Annotated in this window: 21 protein-coding genes; 13 read left to right on the forward strand and 8 right to left on the reverse strand. The window is 67.7% G+C overall.

Annotated features, from left to right (window positions below; translation table 11 throughout):
- The first annotated feature begins 151 nt into the window (after positions 1-151).
- From ALI144C_RS48465 to ALI144C_RS48480, 4 genes are read left to right on the forward strand one after another with little or no spacing between them, the layout of a single operon-like run.
- Complete coding sequence (locus tag ALI144C_RS48465) at positions 152-1,144, forward strand: autoinducer 2 ABC transporter substrate-binding protein (protein ID WP_076994060.1); 993 nt, start codon at positions 152-154, stop codon at positions 1,142-1,144.
- The gene (locus tag ALI144C_RS48470; RefSeq protein WP_076994061.1) at positions 1,128-2,567 is read left to right on the forward strand and encodes a sugar ABC transporter ATP-binding protein; all 1,440 of its coding nucleotides are present in this window, start codon (positions 1,128-1,130) and stop codon (positions 2,565-2,567) included. Before ALI144C_RS48465 ends, ALI144C_RS48470 begins: the two co-directional genes overlap by 17 nt.
- Complete coding sequence (locus ALI144C_RS48475; RefSeq protein WP_076994062.1) at positions 2,564-3,679, forward strand: ABC transporter permease; 1,116 nt, start codon at positions 2,564-2,566, stop codon at positions 3,677-3,679. Before ALI144C_RS48470 ends, ALI144C_RS48475 begins: the two co-directional genes overlap by 4 nt.
- Positions 3,676-4,665 carry an ABC transporter permease gene (locus ALI144C_RS48480; protein WP_076994063.1) on the forward strand — a complete coding sequence of 330 codons (990 nt, stop codon included), beginning with the start codon at positions 3,676-3,678 and terminating at the stop codon, positions 4,663-4,665. Before ALI144C_RS48475 ends, ALI144C_RS48480 begins: the two co-directional genes overlap by 4 nt.
- Here ALI144C_RS48480 and ALI144C_RS48485 read toward each other — a convergent pair.
- A complete protein-coding gene (locus ALI144C_RS48485) occupies positions 4,658-5,056 on the reverse strand; it encodes a type II toxin-antitoxin system VapC family toxin (protein ID WP_076994064.1) in 399 nt (132 codons plus the stop codon). The two genes, ALI144C_RS48480 and ALI144C_RS48485, sit on opposite strands and share 8 nt — an antisense overlap.
- Complete coding sequence (locus tag ALI144C_RS48490) at positions 5,049-5,288, reverse strand: FitA-like ribbon-helix-helix domain-containing protein (RefSeq protein WP_076994065.1); 240 nt, start codon at positions 5,286-5,288, stop codon at positions 5,049-5,051. Before ALI144C_RS48490 ends, ALI144C_RS48485 begins: the two co-directional genes overlap by 8 nt.
- A gap of 299 nt (positions 5,289-5,587) precedes the next feature.
- Between ALI144C_RS48490 and ALI144C_RS48495 the strand changes: the two genes are divergently transcribed.
- Genes ALI144C_RS48495 through ALI144C_RS48505 form a run of 3 tightly spaced genes read left to right on the forward strand, consistent with a single transcriptional unit; the run spans position 5,588 to position 7,343 of the window.
- Positions 5,588-6,019, forward strand: a complete 432-nt coding sequence (locus tag ALI144C_RS48495; protein ID WP_202819228.1) for an RlpA-like double-psi beta-barrel domain-containing protein — start codon at positions 5,588-5,590, stop codon at positions 6,017-6,019.
- A gap of 14 nt (positions 6,020-6,033) precedes the next feature.
- A complete protein-coding gene (locus tag ALI144C_RS48500; protein ID WP_076994822.1) occupies positions 6,034-6,642 on the forward strand; it encodes a cell wall protein in 609 nt (202 codons plus the stop codon).
- Positions 6,642-7,343: a MauE/DoxX family redox-associated membrane protein gene (locus tag ALI144C_RS48505; RefSeq protein ID WP_076994067.1), complete on the forward strand. Its 702-nt coding sequence runs from the start codon at positions 6,642-6,644 to the stop codon at positions 7,341-7,343. Before ALI144C_RS48500 ends, ALI144C_RS48505 begins: the two co-directional genes overlap by 1 nt.
- 59 nt (positions 7,344-7,402) lie before the next feature.
- Here ALI144C_RS48505 and ALI144C_RS48510 read toward each other — a convergent pair whose 3' ends face one another.
- Together ALI144C_RS48510 and ALI144C_RS48515 are read right to left on the reverse strand one after the other, a co-directional pair.
- Positions 7,403-8,866, reverse strand: coding sequence for a DUF1996 domain-containing protein (locus tag ALI144C_RS48510; protein ID WP_076994068.1), 1,464 nt, complete (start codon positions 8,864-8,866; stop codon positions 7,403-7,405).
- A gap of 226 nt (positions 8,867-9,092) precedes the next feature.
- On the reverse strand, positions 9,093-9,983 hold the full coding sequence (locus ALI144C_RS48515; protein WP_143231348.1) for a DMT family transporter: 891 nt from the start codon (positions 9,981-9,983) through the stop codon (positions 9,093-9,095).
- Between ALI144C_RS48515 and ALI144C_RS48520 the strand changes: the two genes are divergently transcribed.
- A complete protein-coding gene (locus ALI144C_RS48520) occupies positions 9,982-11,406 on the forward strand; it encodes an aminotransferase-like domain-containing protein (RefSeq protein WP_076994069.1) in 1,425 nt (474 codons plus the stop codon). The genes ALI144C_RS48515 and ALI144C_RS48520 overlap by 2 nt on opposite strands.
- Here ALI144C_RS48520 and ALI144C_RS48525 read toward each other — a convergent pair.
- Together ALI144C_RS48525 and ALI144C_RS48530 are read right to left on the reverse strand one after the other, a co-directional pair.
- Positions 11,357-11,866 (reverse strand): hypothetical protein, encoded by a 510-nt coding sequence (locus ALI144C_RS48525; protein WP_076994070.1) that lies wholly within the window; start codon positions 11,864-11,866, stop codon positions 11,357-11,359. The two genes, ALI144C_RS48520 and ALI144C_RS48525, sit on opposite strands and share 50 nt — an antisense overlap.
- 95 nt (positions 11,867-11,961) lie before the next feature.
- Positions 11,962-12,519 carry a GNAT family N-acetyltransferase gene (locus tag ALI144C_RS48530; protein WP_076994071.1) on the reverse strand — a complete coding sequence of 186 codons (558 nt, stop codon included), beginning with the start codon at positions 12,517-12,519 and terminating at the stop codon, positions 11,962-11,964.
- Between the two features lie 58 nt (positions 12,520-12,577).
- Between ALI144C_RS48530 and ALI144C_RS48535 the strand changes: the two genes are divergently transcribed.
- The gene (locus ALI144C_RS48535; RefSeq protein WP_076994072.1) at positions 12,578-13,789 is read left to right on the forward strand and encodes a winged helix-turn-helix domain-containing protein; all 1,212 of its coding nucleotides are present in this window, start codon (positions 12,578-12,580) and stop codon (positions 13,787-13,789) included.
- Positions 13,790-13,881: 92 nt separating this feature from the next.
- On the opposite strand, the gene ALI144C_RS48540 is transcribed toward ALI144C_RS48535, so the two are convergent.
- Positions 13,882-14,751 (reverse strand): DUF4097 family beta strand repeat-containing protein, encoded by an 870-nt coding sequence (locus ALI144C_RS48540; RefSeq protein ID WP_076994073.1) that lies wholly within the window; start codon positions 14,749-14,751, stop codon positions 13,882-13,884.
- Positions 14,748-15,281: a toxin-antitoxin system HicB family antitoxin gene (locus ALI144C_RS48545; RefSeq protein WP_076994074.1), complete on the reverse strand. Its 534-nt coding sequence runs from the start codon at positions 15,279-15,281 to the stop codon at positions 14,748-14,750. Before ALI144C_RS48545 ends, ALI144C_RS48540 begins: the two co-directional genes overlap by 4 nt.
- Positions 15,282-15,370: 89 nt before the next feature.
- Between ALI144C_RS48545 and thyX the strand changes: the two genes are divergently transcribed.
- The 4 genes from thyX to ALI144C_RS48565 all read left to right on the forward strand — a co-directional run bounded on the left by thyX (position 15,371) and on the right by ALI144C_RS48565 (position 19,559).
- Entirely contained in the window at positions 15,371-16,123 is a 753-nt protein-coding gene (gene thyX / locus ALI144C_RS48550) for an FAD-dependent thymidylate synthase (RefSeq protein ID WP_076994075.1), read from the forward strand.
- Positions 16,120-16,503 (forward strand): ACT domain-containing protein, encoded by a 384-nt coding sequence (locus ALI144C_RS48555; protein ID WP_076994076.1) that lies wholly within the window; start codon positions 16,120-16,122, stop codon positions 16,501-16,503. Before thyX ends, ALI144C_RS48555 begins: the two co-directional genes overlap by 4 nt.
- Before the next feature lie 51 nt (positions 16,504-16,554).
- Positions 16,555-18,027: a serine/threonine-protein kinase gene (locus tag ALI144C_RS48560; protein ID WP_143231350.1), complete on the forward strand. Its 1,473-nt coding sequence runs from the start codon at positions 16,555-16,557 to the stop codon at positions 18,025-18,027.
- Positions 18,028-18,098: 71 nt separating this feature from the next.
- The gene (locus ALI144C_RS48565) at positions 18,099-19,559 is read left to right on the forward strand and encodes a serine/threonine-protein kinase (protein WP_076994078.1); all 1,461 of its coding nucleotides are present in this window, start codon (positions 18,099-18,101) and stop codon (positions 19,557-19,559) included.
- The last annotated feature ends 7 nt before the right edge of the window (positions 19,560-19,566 follow it).

A 19,566-nucleotide genomic window follows, 5' to 3' on the forward strand; every position in this document is an offset into this window, starting at 1 on the left:
GCTGTCGAGCCCGTGTCCGACGGCGGTGTAAGTCGTGTCCCGGTTCTGTCGCAACGCCCACCAGGCACCGGGTGCCGAGGTCTTGAACGATTTCCGGGCCGGGGCTAGGTTCACCCTGTGGGAGATTGAAACGTCTCAATGGGGAGCGGCCATGCGCGCTGTCATCGCTATACTACTGAGCGTCAGTCTTGTTGTCACCGGTTGTAGCAAGAAGGATCAGCCCGCCGCCGGTGACCAGGCACGTGTCAAGGTCGCGTTCGTGCCCAAGCTCCAGGGGATCCCGTACTTCGAGGCGATGAACACCGGCGGTCGGAAGGCCGCGAAGGACCTCGGCATCGACTGGATCTACAAGGGCGGCACCACCGCCGACCCCGGCGCGCAGACCGAGATCCTCAAGTCCCTCATCCAGCAGAAAGTCGACGTCCTCGTCGTCGCGCCCAACGACCCGGACTCCGTCGTCCCCGTTCTCGCCGACGCCGCGAGCAAGGGCATCAAGGTCCTCACGTCCGACACCGACGCCCCCAACTCCGTGCGGGAGATGTTCGTCAACCAGGCCACCGCCGACGGGATCGGCACCGCCGTCGTCGACTCGCTGATGGCCGCGATGAACCAGCGGGGCAAGTTCGCCATCGTCTCCTGCGGCCAGACCGCCGCGAACCTCAACTCGTGGATCGACGTCCAGAAGCGCCACGCCGCCGCGAAGTACCCGAACGCCACCCTGGTCGACACCGTCTACGCCGGAGAGGACGAGGCCAAGGCCGTTTCCATGGCCAAGGACCTGATGAACGCCCACCCCGACCTGACCGGTCTGATCGGCCAGTGCACCGCGTCCGCTCCCGGCGTCGCCAAGGCGGTCAGGGAGGCGGGCAAGATCGGCAAGGTCTTCACGGTCGGTGTCGGCACGCCCAACTCGATGAAGCCCTACCTCCAGGACGGCTCGTCCTCGGCCGCGGTGCTGTGGGACGTCGAGCAACTCGGTTACCTCACCGCCTGGGCCGGTCTCAAGGTCAAGAAGGGCGAGCAGCCGCAGGCCACCAACAACGTGTCGGCCAAGCTCCCGGCCGTCAAGTACGAGGGCAAGATGTTGCTGTTGGGTGACCCGTTGAAGCTCAGCAAGGACAACGTCGGTGACTACGACTACTGACGCCCTGCTCAGCCTTACCGGCATCCGCAAGCACTACGGCGGCGTCTACGCGTTGCAGGGCGTGGACTTCGAGGTGCGGGCCGGTGAGGTGCACGGGCTGGTCGGCGCGAACGGCGCGGGCAAGTCCACGCTCATCAAGATCATCTCCGGGGCGGAGAAACCGGACGACGGCAGCGCCCACCTCAACGGCACGCAGCTGACCGAAGGGGACACGGTCGCGGCGCTGAAAGCCGGGATCGCCACCGTCTACCAGGATCCGCAGTTGTTCGGCGAGCTCACCGTCGCCGAGAACGTCTTCGTCGGCCGCGAACTGCGCAAGCGCGGCCGGGTCGACTGGCCGGAGCAGAACCGCCGAGCGAAGGAACTGCTGGTGAGCCTGGGGTTGGACCAGAAGCTCGCCGAGCAGCGGATCGCTGACCTGTCGGTCGCCGAACAACAGCTTGTTTCGGTGGCCAAGGCGCTCGCGCACGAGGCCAGGGTGCTGATCCTCGACGAGCCGTCGGCCATCCTGACCGACCGCGAGATCGACACGCTCTTCCACGCCATCCGGTCGCTCAAGGACAGGGGCGTCGGCGTCGTGTACGTCAGCCACCGGCTTGACGAGCTGGCCCAGATCACCGACAGGGTAACGGTTCTGCGTGACGGCAACGTGGTCGCGAGCCAGGACACGAAAGACCTGACTGTCCGCGGGATCGCCGAGCTCATGGTCGGGCACGCGCTCGACGAGACTGCCGCCGAACGCGCCCGTCCGACCGGCGAGCCCGTGCTCGTGGTCGCCGATCTCCAGCGCCGCAACAGGTTCACCGGAATCAGCTTCGAGGTCCGGTTTGGCGAGATCGTGTCGCTGTTCGGGCTCGTGGGGTCGGGTACGGGGTCGATCGCCCGTGCCGTCGACGGCATCGAACCGGCCGACTCCGGACAGGTCCGGAAAGGACAGACGGCGATGCTGCCGGGCGACCGGTCGCGCCAAGGCGTCTTCGCGACGAAGAGCGTCGGGTTCAACATCTCGATCGCGTCGCTGAAAGGCCTGTGGTTCAAGCGGAAGCGGGAACGCGGCACGGCCGAGGACTTCATCAGGCGGATGCGCATCAAGACACCGGGCCCGTCCGCCCTTGTCGCGACGCTGTCCGGCGGCAACCAGCAGAAGGTCGTGCTGGCACGGCAGCTGGTCGACCGTCCCGAGGTGCTGATCCTCGAGGAACCGACGCAGGGCGTCGACGTCGGCGCCAAGGAGGAGATCCACGGCCTGGTCGAGGACATCGTCGGGCAGGGCACCGCCGTTCTCCTGGTGTCTTCGGATCTCTCGGAGGTGATGCGGTTGGCCGACCGGATCCTGGTCGTCCGAGGGGGTCGGATCACCGCGAGGTTCGACAAGGGCGCGGCGCGAGCCGACGTGCTCGCGGCCGCGGCGGGTGACGAGTGAGCAAGACCGAGGGCCAGGAAGTCGTCCTGATCGCCGTGCTCGTGGTGTTGTGGCTGGCGCTCGGGTTCGGCACGGACACGTTCTTCGCCGCGTCGAACCTGCAGAACATTCTCGCCACGGTCGCGCCCGTGACGATCATCGGCATCGGCATGACCGCGGTGATCGTCACCGGCGGTATCGACGTCTCGGTGGGCAGTGCGCTCGCGGTCGTCCTGGTCGTGGTCGCGAAGATGGTGCGGGACAGCGGTTTGACGCTCGTCCCGGCGGTCATCGCCGGGCTTGTCACCGGAGGTGTGCTCGGTGCGCTCAACGGTGCCCTGGTCGCCTACGGCCGGGTGCACGCGATCATCATCACCTTCGGCACGCTGAACATCTTCCGGTTCGTGGCGTTGCAGATCTTCGACGGCAAGGAAGTCGCAGGCGTCCCGGGCACACTGGAGTTCCTCGGCGGCGGCACCGAGGGCCGCAGCTTCGGCATCCCGCATTCCTGGCTGCTGGCCGTGCTGCTGGCCGCCGGGATGTGGTTCTACATGCGACACGCGCCGACCGGTCGGCACCTGTACGCGATCGGTGGCAACGCCCCTGCGGCGTGGCTGGCCGGAATCCGCGTGAACAGACGCTTGGTCGGCGTCTACGCGGTCACCGGGATCCTGGTCGGGCTGGCGGCCTGCTGTGTCATCGGTGGTGGCGGCCTGGTCGCCCAGAGCGCCGGGACAGGCCTGGAGTTGCAGGTGATCGCGGCGGTGGTGATCGGCGGTACGAGCATTCTCGGCGGCAGGGGATCCGTGCTCGGGACGGTCCTCGGCGCGTTGCTCGTCGGCACGGTCACCAGCGCGGTGACGTTGCTCGGCTGGCACAGTGAGCTGACCGCGTTGTTCATCGGCGTGTTCATCCTGCTGGCGGTCGGCGCGGACTTGGGCCGTGTCTCGAGGCCCCCTTCCGCGATAGCCGGGCCGGATGCGGTCCCTGACGCCACCGCCGAAACGCCCAAAGACAACCAGTATTCGCGGCATTCCGGCGGCGACGCCAGGAACCGCCCCGATCCCGACTCTCATCGAACGGGGACTCCGAGACACGGCCAAATGCGTGAACGAAGGAGGCGGCGGGAGTGAAACGGCTGGTCACCGACCGCGTCCTGCTTCTGGTCGCGTTGCTCGTGGTTCTCGTGGTGTGGATGAGCGTACTGGGGTCCAACGGGTACCTGGTCGCGCCGTACGACGTGGACTACCTGCTGTCCTCTTTGGAATCCGTTGTCCCGCTGTGCCTGCTCGGGGTGGCCGAGCTGCTGGTGATCGTGTCCGGCCGCGGCGGGATCGACCTGTCGGTCGGTGCGATGGTCAGCCTGGTCGGCATGGCGTTCGGGTTCATGGTGGGGGTGTGGCACTGGCCGGTCTGGGCCGCGATCGTCGGCGCGCTGCTCGCCGGTGCGGTTCTCGGTGCCGTGAACGGGTTCCTGGTCGCCTGGCTCGGTGTTCCCGCGCTCATCGCGACGTTGGCGACGTACTACGCGTTCAGCTCGCTGGCCCTGGTGAGCAACGACAACGCGCCGATCTCGACCCAGCCGGTCCAGGACCTGCACTCGCTCACGAGCACTGTCGGCCAGGTTCCGTCGCAGGTGTTCACGTTCCTGCTGCCGTGTGCCGCCCTGGCCTGGTTGTTGGCGAATCGCACGAACTACGGCCGCAGGCTGTACGCGGTCGGCACGAACGAGGCCGCGGCCAGATTCGCCGGGCTGCACGTCGTCGGCATCAGATTCCGTGCCTACGTACTTTCCGGGATGCTCTCCGCCGTGGTCGCGGTGATCACCGTGGCGCAGTTCGCGTCCGCACGGCCGGACGCCGGAACTGTGGGCAACGGCATGGCATTGCCCGCGATCACGATCGCGATCCTCGGCGGCACGGCGATCACCGGCGGGATCGGCCGGATCGGTGGCGTGGTCGTCGCCTCGCTGTTCGTGGTCTGGTTGAACGCCGGAATCCTGCTGGCCTTCGAGGATTCACGCGGCAGCCAGTACCAACTCCTCGCGCTGGGTGTGGTTCTGGTGTTCTCCGCGCTTCTCAACCGGCTGACACTACGGACCGATCACTCCCTCAAATGAGTTCGACCGCGCAGGGCAGGCTGGCAGACTTCGTCAGCTTTTCGTCGCTGGTCAAGAGCGGAACGTCCAGTGCGGTTGCCAGCGCGACGTAGAGACCGTCATAGAACGTGACGCTGTGACGGAGGTCCCAGGTGAGGCCCGACAAGCGGCCAGTGTGGGGATAGCGGTGATCGATCAAATGCGGCAAAGCGCCGAGCGCTGTGCGAGCTTCCTCGTCGGAGACCGCGCCGATCCGTTCCAACCGGCGCAACACGCGGCCGACTTCCGCGTCGAGCAGATGTGGTGCGTGGCAAGTGGCTTCGACGATACGTTTGCGGACCGACTGTGCGTCCTCCGTCGTCCCGGTGAGTGCCAGCACCGCCACCGAGGCGTCGATGACCAGATCAGGCACCCCGCAGTTCCCGCAGTTCAGCCATGATCGATTCGCGGGTCGGGCCGCCGGTCGTACGCTTCGCCAACGTCGATTCGATCACCGTCATGATCTCTTCCTTGGTTCGCTGATTCGCCAACTCGATGACCTGCTCGCGCATGTACGCCTGAATCGACTGCCCGGCCGCGCGAGCTCGCTTGCGGATCGTCTCGTACACGTCTTCCGGGATGTCCCTGATCTGCACTGTCGCCATAGCGTCACTTTAGCGCTGTAGCGCTGCGGTCACTACTCCATTCGTCCTCACGGGCTGGGCTGTACAGACGGGGTGTCCGAACGGGCTGAGGCGAGGTACCGTGACTTTCGTCAGAACATTTCAAACTCCCGTCTGTTCGCGCGAAAGTCCCACCCTGCTAACGATCGTGCGATGAGGGCCAGACAGGAGCGCCGCGAGCTCGGGCCACCCGAGCTCGCGATGCGTCTTGCCCTTTTCCATTTGAGGAACGAACGAAACCTGCGCGTTCTGGGGAGCCTCGAAGGGAGCGAGACTTAAGAATGGCATCACCACCTGCGGAAGTGATGGCCCCGGCGACGTCGGAAGCCTCGTGGTTCTGTTGTGGACCGGCGTTCGGCCCGTGTTCGTCGGCCGGCGGCGGCGCCTGCGGCACCTGCAAGTCCGCGAGCCTGCACTGTGCTTGGCCGAACACTTCGGACGCCTGCTACGACATCACCCGTCCCGACAAATGTGGCGACGATTTGTTGCGTCGTACGTGTGGTCACCAGTTCTTCGTTAAACACCTGTGTGGCACAACGGAAATCGCTGTCACGGTGCGGGACTGCGGACCGCAGACGGACCTGTGGTGCGGTGAGAAACGCTGTTGCAGCGGCAAGTGCGCGACCAACCGGTTGATCGACTTCACCCCGGCCGCGTTCACCCGGCTCGGCAGTCTGTCCGCCGGGATCATCCCCGTCACGATCCGGAGCTGAGAGGGGTGTCCACCATGGAATCACTGGGCCGCAGAAAATTCCTTACCAGTGCCGTCCTCGGCAGCGCGACAGCTGTCGTCGGCGCGACCGCGCTGGGCTCCCTCGCGCCGGAAACGGCGTTCGCCCAGGAAGACAACTGGATGCTGGAGCCGGACGCCATCGACCCGGACTTCGCCGAGGGCCGGATCACCGGGATCAAGGGCACCATGCTGATGGTCACCGGGTCGGACCGCACCTTCCACCGCATCCTGCTCACGAGCGGGACCAGCGTCTGGAAACTGCGCAACACCACGTTCGACGAAGCCGAAGTGGGCGACGGCCTGTACGCGCGCGGCGCGCGGATGCCGGACGGCGTCCTGGCGGCGGACGCGGTCTGGCTCAACATCGTCAACCTCCAGACGCACATCGTCGCGATCAACCGTGACGTGCTGCACCTCGACCACCACGGCCACCGGATCGTCGGGCACGTCGTGACCGGCACGACAGCGGCGGTGTACAACGGCACCCCGGCGATCAGCGACCTGTCCCTGTTGCAGGTCGGCAAACACGCGCAGGTCATCGGCGCGTGGCGGCCGGACACCAATGAGGTCGACATCGCGACCGTCTACGCTGCGGCGGCGTGATGGACGTTCTGGTCGCAGCCGTGCTGCTCTGGGCCGCCGTTTTCAAGCTGCGCGGCGGTGCGCAACGCTCGGCGCTCGCGAAGATCGTGGGCAAACACCGTGTGACAACAGTGTTCCGGATCATCGGCGGCGTGGAGGTCGCCCTGGCGGCCGGATTGCTGCTGGCGGGCCCGGTAGGCGCATGGGCGGCGTTCGCCTGGTTCCTCGGCCTGTTCGGGTATCTGCTGTGGGCGCGGGTCGCCGAGCCCGAGTCGTCCTGCGGTTGCTTGGCCGACAAGTACGCGCCGGTCGGCGTGCGCGCGTTGGCCAGAGCCGCGGTGCTCGCGGCGATGGCCGTCACTGCCGAGCTCGTGCCGTGGTTCGCCGCCGTCCCCGGCGCGGTGGTGATCGTGCTGTTGTCGGCGGAGCTGGACGGCTACTGGCTGGTTCCGTTGCGGCGGTTGAAGGTTCGGCTGCAACACCCGCTCGGCAGTACCGAGTTCCACATCCCGGTGGCCTCGACTGTCCAGCAGTTGCACAAGAGCCAGGTGTACCAGTCGGCCTATCCGCTGTTGCGCTCGGACGTGCTGGACACATGGGACGAAGGCGAGTGGCGGATTCTCACGTACTCCGCCGAACGGGACGGAGAACGGGCGACGGCTGTGTTCGCGGTTCCCCGTGAACGCTACGAGCCGGACTCGATCCGCTTCGCCCTGACCTGAAAACCCTCGTGAGTGTCTGGCCGGTTCCAACCGGCCAGACACTCACGAGGGGTCTTACGTCATTCGCTGCACCGCTTGCCCGAGTTGATGCAGTTGACCAGGCGGAACATGATGCACTCGGACATCACGTTGGCGAAGTCGTTGTGGTCGGACGCCGGGTTGTTCTTCTCCTGGGCGAAGGAGTCGAGGGTGAACTGGCGCTTGAGCTGGACATCCCTGGGGATGTTGTAGGTCAGGCTGATCCGCAGCTCGGGAACGGGGACGAACCCGCGCTTGCAGGTGCCGTTGGCCTCGCGGTGGACGATGTGGTCGCGGTGGTTGGCCGAGTCGATGTTCTTGCCGTCCCAGCAGCTGGGGAAGTCGTGGATCCGCATGATCTGCGAGCCCTGCGGGCAGATCGGGTACTTGTCGAGCAGCACCTTGTTCTCGAAGCCCGTGCAGGTCCAGACCTTGCGGGCGTTCTTCGGGCCGTTGGTGGAGGCCTTCGCGTCACCGGTCAGGATGCGCATGAACTTCGGCATGGCCTTGACCTTGGAGTTCGGGTTGCCCCGGAAGCTCAGCTCGGCCTTGACCGGGCGCTGGATCGTGCCCTTGTTGATGCCGATCTCGAGGTTCTGGTCGCCCGGCTTGTGCTGGTGCGTCCGGTCGGTGCCCTCGGTGTTGACCTCGTTGTTGCGGTCGCCGTTGTCGGTGACGCCGTCGTTGTTCGGCTGCTTGACGCCGCACTGGGCGAGCTGGCCGAGGTCCTTGCCCTGACCTTGCTGGCCAACCGCCTGCTTGATCTTCTCCAGCGACTGCTTGCGCTGCTCGGACAGCGGCGCGACCACTTCCTGGTCGGCGTTCTTCGCGCCGTCCAGCTTCTTCTCGGCCTCGTCGCGCTGGGCGTCGAGGTTCTTGAGCTCCTGCTCGATCACCGGGGCGGCCGCATCGGGGACGTCCTCGGGCAGTTCGCTGGCGACGTCCTTGCAGTCCACGCGGGGTTCGCGCTTCTCGACGGCGGCGTCCTGCTGGTCCTGCTGGTAGCGCTGCCAGTTGCCGTCGGATGCCCGTGTGCCGTTTTCCTGCGCCTGCCTGTCGTTGGTGTTGATGCGCACGACGGGCCAGAAATACGCGGACTTGTCGCCGTTCTTGCAGGTGGTTCCGCTCTTGGCGAGGCTCTTGTTGTTCGAGTCGGCGTTCGCGCTCAGGTTGCCGACGTAGTCGTGCAGGTGCTCGGCACCCATTTTGATACCGGGCTGTGCGATGAAGTTGTCGGCGTTGAAGTGGCCGTTCTCGTTTTTCCCGCAGTTGACGGTGAACGTGCCCTTCGACGCGTTGCGCTGGTTGCGCACCTGCTGGACGTTGGGCCGGACCGTGGTGATGTCCACGTACTGCGACCTGTTGGCCCCCGCCGCGCTGGCGTCGGGGTCGTTACCGGTAGTCGTGAGCACGACTATGCCGCCGACCGCTAGCGCGAGCCCTAATGCTCCGGTGGCGAATTTCGTTCGGCGGGAGATGCGGTGCCGCCCAGTGCTGCGGGCCATCGACTACTCACCTCGTTGTTTCATTGAAGAAAAGACTTGTTCGCCCGAATGTGGCCGCGTTCCAGCGCCGGAGCAGCTCGGGGGACTGCTACGAAATGGCCTGCGTGATCGGTGTCGGGCGAAAATTCGGGTCGGGGATTTTCCGTGTTCAGTGGGGGATACGGGTGCGTTGGGCGGAGCCGTTCAACCGTACTCGGTTCGTTATCGTTTCGTTATCCGAAAACCCTCAAGATCGGCTGCGTTGGGTCCAGACGACGCAGGTCAGCACGGCGACGGCAGCCGCGACGGTCGTCCAGCCGACGGGTTCGTGCAACAGCAGCGCCGACCACGCCAGGGTGAGGATCGGCTGCGCGAGCTGGACCTGACCGACCTTCGCGACCCCGCCGCGTGCCAGCCCGGCGTACCACGCGAAGAACCCGAGGAACATCGAGATCACTGTCACGTACCCGAACCCGAACCAGGACGAGCCGTCGGCCCCGTTGAAGTCCGCGGTCAGCAGCGCGACCGGGATCGTCACCGGCATCGACACCACAAGCGCCCAGCACACGGTCCTCGCGCCGCCGAGGTCGCGAGCCAGGGCGCCGCCCTCGGCGTAACCCAGGCCGCACAGCACGATGGCGATCAGCAGGAACAAGTCGGCCAGTTCCAAACCGCCCGACACGGCACCTGTCGTGGCGACGAACACCAGCACGGCGACGAACCCGATACCGCTGGCCAGCCAGAACCGTCGTCCGGGCCGTTCACCGGCGCGCACGACGGCCCACACCGCAGTCGCCATCGGCAGTCCGGCGACCACCACGGCGCCGTGTGCGGCTGTCTGCGTGGTCAGCGCCAACGAGGTGAACAAGGGGAAGCCCACCACGATGCCGAGCGCGACGATCACCAGGCGCACGACCTGGTGTCGGGTCGGCCGTGGGGCGCGTACGAAAGCGAGGTAGGCGATCGCGAGCAGCGCGGCGACGGCGGCGCGGCCGAACGCGACGAACCACGGGTCGAGACCGGCGACGGCCAGGCGGGTGGCCGGTAGCGAGAAGCTGAACCCGAGGACGCCGAGTGCCCCCAGGGCGAGGCCGGGTGTTATCCGAGACGGCGCGATAACGTTACTCTCTACCTTCATGAATGAGGATAACGCAGCCGTCCGCGTTATCGACGACCTTCGGTCGTTCGTCCGCGCGGGTCAGCCTGGCGATCGTCTGCCGTCGGTGCGTGCGCTGATGGCCCGGCACCGGGCGTCCCCGGTCACCGTGCAGCAGGCGATCCGCAAGGTGGCCGGCGAAGGACTGGTGGAGGTCCGCCCCGGGCGCGGAAGTTTCGTCGCCCCGCGGCCCGCTCCGGCTCGGTCGCCGGACCTCTCCTGGCAGTCGGTCGCGCTCAGCCCGGCCAGGCCCGGCGACGACCTCGTGGCCAGCCTCATCGCGGTGCCGCGACCGGAGGTGCTGCAACTGTCCAGCGGCTACCTCGACCCGGCGCTGCAACCCGTCGAAGCGCTCGGCGCCGCACTGAGCCGCGCCGCACGGCGAACCGCCACGTGGGGCCGTGTGCCGCTGGAAGGCCGTGAGGAACTGCGGGCCTGGTTCGCGCGAGAGGCGGGCGGCGAGTTCCGCGCGGGCGACATGCTGGTCTGTCCCGGCGCGCAGGCGGCGTTGTCGGCGGTGTTCCGTGGCCTGACCGAACCGGGCGACACCGTGCTCCTCGAAGCGCCCACGTACCTCGGTGCCATCGCGGTCGCACGAGACGCGGGGCTCAAGGTCGTGCCCGTACCCACGGACGCCGACGGCGTACGGCCCGACCTGCTCGCCACGGCGTTCGACCGCACAGGCGCACGGTTGTTCTACTGCCAACCCCTGCACGCGAACCCGCACGGCGCCGTGTTGTCCAAGGAACGACGGCCCGAGGTGTTCTCCATCGTGCACGCGGCGGGCGCGTTCCTCATCGAGGACGACTGGGCCCGCGGGTTCACCATCGACGGTGACGTCCCGCCAACACTGGCGTCCGAGGACGTCGACGGGCATGTCGTCTACGTCCGGTCGCTGACCAAGGTGGCCGCTCCCGGCCTGCGGGTGGCCGCGATCGGCGCACGGGGGCAGGCCGGGATCCGGCTGCGCACAGCGCGTTCACTCGACGACTTCTATGTTTCGGGACCACTGCAGGAAGCCACTGTCGACTTTGTCACGTCTCCCGTGTGGCGCAGGCATTTGCGCACGTTGCAGGGCGCGTTGCGGTCCCGTCGCGACGCTTTGCTGAGCGCGGTGCACTCACACCTGCCGGATTTCCACGTGAGTACGCCGAGTGGCGGACTGCACGCCTGGGCGCGGCTGCCGGAAGGCATCGACGATATGGTGCTGACCAACGCGGCCGAGGCGCATGACGTTGTCGTTTTCCCCGGCAGGCCTTGGTTCGCGGCCGAGCCACCCGGCTCCTACGTGCGGCTGACGTTCGGTGGCGCGCCGGAACACGCGCTGGCCGAAGGGATTCAGCGACTCGCCGAGGTCACAGCAGCCATCCGGAGAGCAACGCGGGTGACATCGCCAGCAGGGTGAACCGCAGGCAGCGGCCCGCGAACCCGGCCGCGATGAACGTGCTCATCGGCATTTTCGCCAGCCCGGCGAGCACTGTCGTCGCCATGTACGGCGGCAGGCCGACGACCGCGCTGACCCCGTACGTGCCGGTCATCCAATGTGGATGCTTGTGGCACTTCTCGGTCAGCCGGTCCAGCCAGCCGCGTATCCGTTTTGTCCGTTGTTGCCATCGGAGGCGCCGATCGGTGAGCGGCTTGTCCTTGCGGTGCATGAACGACGGCAACCGCAGCGACCCGCGCGCGGCCAAGTAGTACAACAGCTTGCCGAGCACCTGGGCGCCCGCGACCACCGCGCCGAGAGCGAGACACGGGATCTCCGGCTCGCGCGCGATCAGCGCGAGGACGAAAACCTCCGTGCTGACCAGGGGGATCAGCGCAGAGCTGAACGCGACACCAGCCGCGATCAGCAGGCTTGCGAGCAAATTCCCGGCCCCTTGCGTCAGAACCCCCGGTCAACGCCAGGGTAGCTCAGCCGGATGTGCGCGAACCTCGTTCCCGAGGAGGATCCGAGCCCGCCTCAGGCCAGCGTCATGTCCAGGTCACCGGTCAGCCGGACCTCCCGGAGCGGTCGTCCGCCCGCGTCAAGGGTGCGGACCATACCGTCTCGCTGCCAGCCGGCCCGCTCGTAGAACGCGACGGAAACATCGTCGTGCTCCGGCACCCAGACGACACCGCGCGACTTGCCCGCGGCCCGCAGTCCGGCGGCGGCCGTCGCGAGCAGTCGTCCGCCGTGCCCGCGCCTGCCCCAACGCGGCTCCACCAGCAGCGTCGCGATCAGGCCAACGGCCGCGGCGTCCTTGGGCAGCGAGCCGTCCGCGTCCGCGATCTCGGTGTCCGGCGCGGGCCCAGCGGCGCAGAAACCGACCGTCCACGTGCCTTCGGTGGCGACGTGGACCGTGGCGTCGCCCTGCTTGACGGTCGCCTGCCACACCTCGGCGATCTCGTCCTGGTCCAGCCCGGCGAGTACTTCCTCGGGCAACAGGGAGGCGTACACGGCACGCCAGGTCTCCACCTGGATGCGGGCGATCTGGTCGACGTCGTCCGGTTCAGCGGTGTGCACCGCGGCCTCAGCCATGGTGCCCAAACCTAGTCAACGCAAAATTGTCGTAGGGCAGTGGCACTATGCGCTCACTATGTTGACGATGACCGAGGCCGCGGCCAGGCGTACGGCGCTGGCCGCTCAGGGGTTCACCGATCCGCGCCCGACGACGACGCCGTCCCGCAGACATCTGCTGCGTGTGCTCTCCCGCGTGCAGTTGATCCAACTGGACTCGGTCAACGTCGCGGTCCGTGCGCACTACATGCCCCTGTTCAGCAGGCTGGGCGCGTACCCCATGGATCTGGTCGACGACGCGGCCTGGTCCCACTCGGCCCGCAAGCCGCGCCTGCTCGTGGAGAAATGGGCGCACGAGGCCAGCCTGATCCCGGTGGAGGACTGGCCGCTGCTGCACCTGGGCAAACGCCCGGGCTGGTGGCGGCACTACGAGCAGGTCGTGAACCGGTCGCCGGGCCTGGTGCAGGAGGTTCTGGCGGCGGTGAAGGAACTCGGCCCGATCGGTGCGGGAGCACTGGAGCGGGAGATCCTCGGCGACGGGGCGAAGCGCCAGAAGGGCACCTGGTGGGACCGCTCGGACGTGAAGCACATCTGCGAGTACCTCTTCGGTCTCGGCGAACTCACCACGGGAACCCGGCGGAGCTTCGAGCGCCGCTACGACCTGACCGAGCGAGTGGTGCCCCCGGAGGTGCTCAACCGCCAGGTCCCGCCGGACGAGGCGGCGCGAGAACTGGTCGAACGCTCGGCGCGGGCACTGGGAGTGGCGACCGAGCCGGAGCTGCGGGACTACTACCGCCTGGCCCCGGACGCGAACAGGGCGGCGGTCGCCTCCCTCGTGGCGGACGGCGTTCTGGAACCGGTGCACGTGGAGGGCTGGAGCCGCAAGGCCTACCGGCACGTCGACGCGAAAACCCCGCGCCAGGTGCGGGGAAGGGCGCTGCTGTGCCCCTTCGACCCGCTGATCTGGGAACGGGACCGAACGGAACGGATCTTCGGCTTCAGGTACCGGATCGAGATCTACGTCCCTGAGCCGAAACGCGAGTACGGCTACTACGTCTTCCCGTTCCTGCTCGACGGGGAACTGGTCGCCCGCGTCGACCTGAAGGCGGACCGGACGGCGGGAGTCCTGCGCGTACAGGGAGCATTCACCGAATCCGGTGTGGACAAGGCGCGAGTCTTACCCGAACTGGCGGGAGAGTTGCGGTTGATGGCCGAGTGGCTCGGGCTGTCCGGTGTGGCCGTCGGGCGACGCGGGGACGTCGCGGGCCCGTTGGCCAAGCTGGTGAAGTAGCCCGAACGGGGGGATGCGGGAGGGGCAGGGCTTTCGTTGTGCCACAACGAAAGCCCTCTCGCCCCCTCGGTCTTGTCCGCCACCGGCTGGTGTCAGCCGTCGAAAGCAGCGCTGACAACGGCGCTGCCCGAACGAGTCCGCCCCCGAACCCGAAGCGAAACGTCCCCCTCGGCAGGAGGAGAGTTCCGCAACTCCACCTCGCTGCGCGCCTGACCGGTGTCGGAAACGAGATCGACTTCGGCCCGAGTCCCCTGGCGAACTCCCACCCGGATCTCCCCCGACCCGGTGTTGAGCTCGATCTTCCCCGTGGCGGCATCGGCGACGGTCAGATCACCGGAACCAGTGCGAGCGGTGACGTCGGTGGACACAGCACCGAGCCACACATCCCCGGACCCGGTGATCAAGGCGGCCGAAGTCCCGCCGACCGAGGAAACCTCGACATCCCCGCTGCTGGTCCGCGCCTGCAGACCACCCAGCATCGGACCCAACCGGACAGCGCCAGCGCCGGTGATCACGGTCGCGGCCCCGTCGGCACGATCCACCTTCACCTCGCCCGACCCGGTCCGGATCGACAACCGCCCGGCGGCCCCGGTGACCAGCACGTCCCCGGACCCGCTGCGCACGTCGACATTCGACCCGGACGGCGCCCGCACGGTCACCCCCAGCGGCACGTTGCGCATCCAGTCCGGCGTCCGCACGACGACCCGGTTGTCGGACTGCTCGACGTGCGTCTGCTCGATCGCCCGGTCACCGGAGATCTGGTTGCCCGACGAGAACAGGTTCACCAGTTGGGCGAGGCCTTCGGCCCACGGGGCGGCGGCGTCCGGGCGGTGGCGGACGCGCACGCTCACCCCGGGCTCGTCGGTCAGCAACAGGTCGACCGCACCGGAGGTGATGACCACCTCGATGTCCTGCGGTCCTTCGGCTTCGAAGTTCTGCTCGCGCACTCGGTCGTCGGTCATGGCCCCTCGGTCCATCCGTGCACGCGGGACGAGCCGTTGCCCTCGTCGTCCTGCTGGTGCTGGTGGTGTTGGTGGTGGTGTCCGGCCCACTTGCGGCGCAGGGCGCCCTGGACGGCCTGCGACACGAACGTGTTCAGCGACACCCCTTGTGACGCTGCTGCCTGCTCGGCCTGGCTCTTGATCTGCTCGAACATCCGCAGTGTCATCCGGCTGATGTTCTCCGCGCTGTTCTCGCCGCCGGGTGGCGGCGGTGGCGGCGGCTGCTCGGGTTCCGGCTGGGCCTTCGCCCTCGTCGGAGTGACGACGACCTGGGCGTCCCGGCCCGCCAGTTTCACTTCGACCACGTGGTCGTCCAGTGCCGCGGTGATCTCCGCGGCCACGTCGGACAGCGCGTTCATGAACGCGAGGCGGAGCGCGGGTTCGAGTGCGGCGGACAACACGGCCGCCGCCCGCCGGGTCTGCTCGTCCCCGGCTGAGGCGGTGGTGGCGAGGTCCTCCCGCAGTGAGTCGATGTACGGCGTGAGATCCATGACGTCACTATGACATCACTTGTGACGTCATAGCAAGGCGAAGTGACGTCACTGATGACATCACGGGTTCGGCGGTTAGGCTCGGCGACATGACCGCGACCGTCGGGCCCAAGGTCCAGTTGATCGCCAGAACCGAGTTCCTGCCACCGGCTGACGTGCCCTGGTCGACCGACAGCGACGGCGGGCAGGCGCTCGCCGAGTTCGCGGGCCGGGCCTGCTACCAGTCGTGGAAGAAGCCGAACCCGGCGACCGCGACCAACGCCGGTTACCTGCGCCACATCCTCGAGGTCGGGCACCTCTCGGTCCTCGAGCACGGCTCGGTGAGCTTCTACATCTCCGGCATCTCCCGGTCGCTGACCCACGAGCTGATCCGGCACCGGCACTTCTCGTACTCCCAGCTCTCCCAGCGGTACGTGCCGGAGCACGAGGCCGCCGTGGTCGAGCCGGACGTGATCGCCGCCGACCCCGAGCTGCACGCCAAGTTCGCCGCGGCCGCGGACGCCGCGGTCGAGGCCTACAACGAGCTGCTCGCCGGTCTGGAGGAGAAGTTCGCCGACGAGCCGAACGCGACGCTGCGCCGCAAGCAGGCCCGTCAGGCCGCGCGCGCCGTCCTGCCGAACGCCACCGAGACCCGGATCGTGGTCACCGGGAACTACCGCGCCTGGCGGCACTTCATCGCCATGCGCGCCAGTGAGGCCGCCGACGTCGAGATCCGCGCTCTGGCCGTGGAATGCCTGCGGCAGCTGCAGAAAGTCGCGGAGAACGTGTTCAGCGACTTCGCCGTCACCGCACTGCCGGACGGCACCGAGGTCGCCAGCAGCCCATTGGTCACCGAAGGATGAAGCGGCTGACGATCGACGTGCGTCCCGGCGAGTACGCCCTCGCCAAACTGCCGTCGGGATCCCCGCTGCCGTCCCTGCCCGCATCGGATGGTCTGGTGTCCATCACGAGCACGTCCGACGAGGTGTCCGTGGTCTCGCTGGCCGCGATCGCACCGGCAGGCGCCAAAGTGGACGACGGCTGGCGGCTGCTGACCGTACGCGGCCCGCTGGAGTTCACCCTCACCGGCATCATGGCGTCGTTGGCCGGATCGCTGGCCGCGGCGGGTGTTCCGCTCTACGCGATGTCCACCTACGACACCGACCACATCCTGGTCAAGGACGTGGACCTGGACCGCGCGGTGAACGCGCTGCGCGAAGCCGGCCACGAAGTGCACGCCTGACTGCCCTTTCGGGATCGTGGTTCGGCGTTGTGCGGCCGTAGCGTGTCCGGCGTGCAACGAGGTGACCATCTGGGGGCCGGTCGCTACCGCGTGCTCGACGAGCTCGGGCGCGGCGGTATGGGCGTCGTGTGGCTGGCTGAGGATTTGACGATCGGCCGTCGCGTGGCGGTCAAGGAACTGCATCTGCCGCAGGGCATCGCGCCGCAGGAACGGCAGGTGTTCGAGGAACGCGTGCTGCGCGAAGCGCGGACGGCGGGGCGCTTGAACGACCCCGGAATCGTCACCGTGCACGACATCCTCCGCGAGCACGGCTCGATGTTCATCGTGATGGAGCTGATCGAGGCGCCGAACCTGGCCGAGGTCGTCGAACGGCACGGCCCGCTCCCGCCCGAGCAGGTCCTCAGGATCGCCGAGCAGGTCCTCTCCGCGCTGGAGACGGCGCACGCGGCCGGGATCGTGCACCGGGATGTCAAGCCCAGCAACGTGATGGTCGCGTCGAACGGCCGGGTGAAGCTGACCGACTTCGGCATCGCGCAGTCCTTGGACGACTCGAAGCTCACCCAGAGCGGCACGCTGATCGGCTCGCCGACGTACATCTCGCCGGAGCGCCTGCTCGGCCGGGACGCGTCGCCCGCGTCGGACCTCTGGGCGCTGGGTGCCACGTTGTTCTTCGCCTCGGAGGGGTTCGGCGCGTACGACCGGCCGAGCACGCCCGCGTCGATTCAGGCGATCATGAACGAGCGGGTGGAGGTCCGCAGGGCGCACGGGCCACTGGCCAACCTGATCATGGGCCTGCTGGATCCGGACCCGGACACACGGCTGACCGGCGGCCAGGTCAGGTACCTGATCGAGCAGGTGCGCCAGAAGCCGCTCGCGCCTCAGCCCATGGCCGGACCGGCCGTGACGAAGCCCTTGCCGCGCAAGAGCCGTGGGCTGGTGTTCGCGGTGGTCGCCATCGTGCTGGCCTCCGCTGTCGCGGGCGTGCTCGCGCTCACCGGCGTGTTCGATGGCAAGTCCGCGAACGAGTCCGCCGCGTCGACGAGCGGTCCGGCGGCCCCGGGACCGGCCGTCGGGGACGAACCGTCGGAAGCGAGCGCTGAGAAGAAGCCGGACACCCAGTCCGCCGACAAGCCGGCGACTGGTCAGAAGACCCAGACCTACGGCAGCGACGGCGACGTCAAGAACCTCGACGTGGTCTCGTATGGCGAGAAAGGCTCGTGTTACAACGGTCTTGATCTCAACGAGACGCATTTCGACTGCACCACGGAGCACCACACCGAGATCTTCAAGCAGGTCGAGCTGAACTACGAGTCCGGCGAGTGGCCCGGCCCCGAAAAGCTGGTCACGATGGGCGAGCAGGGCTGCACCGAGGCGTTCGGGGAACTGGCGGCCAAGGACGGGTTGAAGTTCTGGACGCTGGTGCCGACCAAGACCACGTGGGAGGACAGCAAACGCCGCAAGGCGTTGTGCGTCGTGGCCAAAGCCGACGGTGGCAAACTGACCGGATCGGTTGCCGGTAACTGAACGGCGTTGCCCTTTCGGGCAACCTCGGGGAACCGCTCGGGCCCTGGCGGCGGGGGAGTTAGAGTTCCGGCGTGTCCCAGGAGTACGCACAGCAGCAACGCATCGTCAGCGGCCGCTACGTGATCGTGCGGGAGATCGGCCGCGGTGGGATGGGCGTGGTCTGGCTGGCCGAGGACCGCACGCTCGGCCGCAAGGTGGCGATCAAGGAACTGCACCTGCCGGAGGGCATCGACCCGCAGGAACGCCACATCTTCGAGGAACGGGTGCTGCGCGAGGCGCGGACCGCGGGCAGGCTCAACGACCCCGCGATCGTCACCGTCTACGACGTCGTCCAGGAACACGGCAACACGTTCATCGTGATGGAGCTGATCGAGGCCCCCACGCTGACCGACATCGTGCGCAGGCAGGGCGCGTTGAACGAGGCGTACACCGCGCAGATCGCCGTGCAGCTGGTGTCCGCTTTGGAGACCGCGCACCGCGCCGGGATCGTGCACCGGGATGTCAAGCCCAGCAACGTGATGATCGACTCCAACGGCCGGGTGAAGCTGACCGACTTCGGCATCGCGCAGTCCACCGACGACCCGCGGCTGACCACCAGCGGCACGCTGATCGGCTCGCCGACGTACATGTCGCCCGAGCGCCTGCAGGGCCACGAGGCCGTGCCCGCGTCGGATCTGTGGGCGCTGGGTGCCACGTTGTTCTTCGCGGTCGAGGGCTACGGCGCGTACGACCGGCAGACCACGGCCGCGTCGATCCAGGCGATCATGAACGAGGTCGCGTTCCTGACCCGCTGCCGCGGCCCGCTGGCCTCGTTGATCATGGGGCTGTTGAACTCGAACCCGGACGGGCGGCCGACCGCGCCGCAGGTCCGCGCCCTGCTGGGGCAGGCGACGCAGGTGGCGATGAACACCGGCCCGACCGCGCCGGTGTGGTCGGCGCAACCGCCGTCGACCGGCGCCCAGCAGCCCAAGAGCCGCCGTCCGCAGGTGATCGCGCTGGTCGCGGTGCTCGCCGTGGTGATGCTCACCGCGGGCTGGTTCGGCCGCGGCCTGTTCACGTCGACCGCGGCCGCCGGTGACAACGGCAAGCTCCAGCCGACGCTGACCTACGGGCTCGGCGGCAACATCCCAGTCTTCGACGTGTACTTCAGTTCGGGCAAGTCCTGCCTCAACGCGGTGCCCGCGGACAAGACGCAGTACGACGGGGTCGTCGACTGCGACAAGGAGAGCCACCGCGCCGAGGTCTTCATGGAGTACAAGACCGGCATGAAGACAGCGGACAAGGACAAGGGCAAACCCGGCACTACTTATCCCGCGGACGGCGCGTTGCAGCGTTTCGCCGAAAGTTCGTGCGCCATGTTCTACGCGTCCGACGAAGTGGTCAAAGGCGACAAGGCGATGAATGTCGTTGCGCTTGTTCCCTCACAGGACGCTTGGGCAGGCAAGTCGCCGCAGCGCTCGATCTACTGCCTCGCGTGGCCGCAGGACGGCTCCGCCATGACCGGCTCGATCGTCCCGGATGAGAATTCCTGAGTACCGT

Origin of the sequence: Actinosynnema sp. ALI-1.44, assembly GCF_001984155.1 — a bacterium.
In the GTDB taxonomy this organism is placed as follows: domain Bacteria; phylum Actinomycetota; class Actinomycetes; order Mycobacteriales; family Pseudonocardiaceae; genus Kibdelosporangium.

What these genes read in the sequence shown, in the direction of transcription:
- ALI144C_RS48465 (WP_076994060.1), top strand. Translation starts at nt 152, where the DNA reads ATGCGCGCTGTCATCGCTATACTACTGAGCGTCAGTCTTGTTGTCACC.
- ALI144C_RS48490 (WP_076994065.1), bottom strand. Translation starts at nt 5,288, where the DNA reads ATGGCGACAGTGCAGATCAGGGACATCCCGGAAGACGTGTACGAGACG.
- ALI144C_RS48495 (WP_202819228.1), top strand. Translation starts at nt 5,588, where the DNA reads ATGGCATCACCACCTGCGGAAGTGATGGCCCCGGCGACGTCGGAAGCC.
- ALI144C_RS48500 (WP_076994822.1), top strand. Translation starts at nt 6,034, where the DNA reads ATGGAATCACTGGGCCGCAGAAAATTCCTTACCAGTGCCGTCCTCGGC.
- ALI144C_RS48505 (WP_076994067.1), top strand. Translation starts at nt 6,642, where the DNA reads ATGGACGTTCTGGTCGCAGCCGTGCTGCTCTGGGCCGCCGTTTTCAAG.
- ALI144C_RS48510 (WP_076994068.1), bottom strand. Translation starts at nt 8,866, where the DNA reads ATGGCCCGCAGCACTGGGCGGCACCGCATCTCCCGCCGAACGAAATTC.
- ALI144C_RS48520 (WP_076994069.1), top strand. Translation starts at nt 9,982, where the DNA reads ATGAATGAGGATAACGCAGCCGTCCGCGTTATCGACGACCTTCGGTCG.
- ALI144C_RS48515 (WP_143231348.1), bottom strand. Translation starts at nt 9,983, where the DNA reads ATGAAGGTAGAGAGTAACGTTATCGCGCCGTCTCGGATAACACCCGGC.
- ALI144C_RS48530 (WP_076994071.1), bottom strand. Translation starts at nt 12,519, where the DNA reads ATGGCTGAGGCCGCGGTGCACACCGCTGAACCGGACGACGTCGACCAG.
- ALI144C_RS48535 (WP_076994072.1), top strand. Translation starts at nt 12,578, where the DNA reads ATGTTGACGATGACCGAGGCCGCGGCCAGGCGTACGGCGCTGGCCGCT.
- ALI144C_RS48540 (WP_076994073.1), bottom strand. Translation starts at nt 14,751, where the DNA reads ATGACCGACGACCGAGTGCGCGAGCAGAACTTCGAAGCCGAAGGACCG.
- ALI144C_RS48545 (WP_076994074.1), bottom strand. Translation starts at nt 15,281, where the DNA reads ATGGATCTCACGCCGTACATCGACTCACTGCGGGAGGACCTCGCCACC.
- thyX (WP_076994075.1), top strand. Translation starts at nt 15,371, where the DNA reads ATGACCGCGACCGTCGGGCCCAAGGTCCAGTTGATCGCCAGAACCGAG.
- ALI144C_RS48555 (WP_076994076.1), top strand. Translation starts at nt 16,120, where the DNA reads ATGAAGCGGCTGACGATCGACGTGCGTCCCGGCGAGTACGCCCTCGCC.